The sequence below is a fragment of the Cetobacterium somerae ATCC BAA-474 genome, assembly GCF_000479045.1.
GTDB lineage: Bacteria > Fusobacteriota > Fusobacteriia > Fusobacteriales > Fusobacteriaceae > Cetobacterium_A > Cetobacterium_A somerae.
In genome coordinates, this window is record NZ_KI518129.1 from 1 (window position 1) to 1670 (window position 1670).

2 protein-coding genes are annotated in these 1670 nt (G+C 28.1%); both read right to left on the reverse strand.

The window, feature by feature from the left end; all coding sequences use genetic code 11:
• Positions 1 to 12: 12 nt before the first annotated feature.
• A complete protein-coding gene (locus tag HMPREF0202_RS14705; RefSeq protein ID WP_023052250.1) occupies positions 13 to 1134 on the reverse strand; it encodes a FomA family porin-like outer membrane protein in 1122 nt (373 codons plus the stop codon).
• A gap of 44 nt (positions 1135 to 1178) precedes the next feature.
• Positions 1179 to 1670: AEC family transporter (locus tag HMPREF0202_RS05960; RefSeq protein ID WP_023052251.1), on the reverse strand; the 492-nt coding region annotated here is incomplete at its 5' end.

The window sequence follows — 1670 nt, forward strand, 5'->3', positions numbered from 1 at the left end:
CAGCTTTTAATTTTAAAATCTATAAGTAATTCCAACTCCTCCTTGAGGTTGAAGTTTCCAATCTTTTTGCGAAGAACCCCAAACTTGATTTGAATACTTGACTTGCACAAATAAATCCATTGTTAAATCTTCAGAATGATTATATATTATTTTTAATTGAGGTAAAACAAAAGCATTAAACATATTAGAGTAACTTTTATCACTATCTAATTTTGTTGGCCATAACCAACCATACCCATGATTTATTATCCAAAATGTTGGCTTCCAATTCTTTTCACTACTACTTGTGAATATATACGGATCAAAACCTGTAGCAAAATTAAATTGAAGATTTGTTCTTTTATTAAATTGATAAATATTTTTAGAATATTCAAGCCAAGAAACAATTGCAAAGTAATTCATCTCCTCTTTTTTATCAATTTTAAAATCACCATTATACCATTCCTTAGATAAGTATCCGTTAAATTGAAATTTAAAATCTTCATAAATTTTAAATTGTGTTAATAAATTAAGTGCAGCATGATTCATATGACCATTAGGATTAGATTTTACAAATGATCCATAGTAATATAATGGTTGTATCGCAAATTGCAATACTTCAAAATTTTCACTCTTTGGAAAATATTTATAAAAATCTAAAGAGGAACTTATCCAAGTCCAATATTTATCATCAGAATCTTTAAAAAAATTTGTTTGTCTAGCTCCTATTTGAGTTCTCCAAATAGCTTTAGTATCAAAAAAGTTTGTATGAATATATTCAAAATAGCCCTTAGGTACACTAAAATTATGATTAGCTTTATTACTATCTTTTTCATATTCACCGCTATAGATATTCATTAATCTATTCCATTCAAAAAATAATGACCATTGAGGTGTGAATGTATAATCTAAGTAAAGCATAGGATGAGCTGTCGCAGTTTTATACTTACCGGAATTTCCATAAATTGTAAATATAGTTCCAACTTCTCCATAAGGAGTAAATGAATTTTCTAAGAAATTTGTTTCTTGTTTTATTCTCTTATCATAAGAAGTTTGTATGCTGTTTCCAATCTCTGTATTTTTGAGTTCTGCAAAAGCTTTATTACATAAAATTGAAGTTAAAAGAAAAGAAAATATCAAATATCGTTTCTTCATAAATTACTCTCCTCATCTTTAGTTATACTATTTATTTTAGAAGTCTAAAAATTCCATGTTGATGCCATTCTTGTTATCCATATCCAGAACGGTGCAGCAACCATAAATAAAAGTACACTTACAGCTAATGAGGATGTACCTGTACGTACATAAACTTGATAACGGCTACTTATAATAATCCCAGAAAATGCAGGTGGTAAAGCTCCTGAAAGTACAAGCATTTGAAGGTGTATTGGATCTAATTTTACAAGTAATCCAACTATTAATAAAAGTCCAGGCATTAATATTAGCTTAATAAACGTATTATAAATAATTTCTAAATCAAATTCAAATTTTAATCCTGATAATGTTAATCCAGCTGCAAATACAGCAACTCCAGAGTTAGCTTTTGATATTAATTCAAAGTTAGGATCTAAAATAGGAGGAAATTCTATTCCAAGTAAAACAATTATCACAGCTAGTATAGGAGCCCAAGCTACTGGTTGTGTTAATGCACTTATAACTGGATTTTTTTCTAATTTTTGCATCTCTTGCTC

Excerpts from the sequence above, each read along its gene's own strand:
- HMPREF0202_RS14705 (WP_023052250.1), bottom strand. The coding sequence starts at position 1,134 with ATGAAGAAACGATATTTGATATTTTCTTTTCTTTTAACTTCAATTTTA.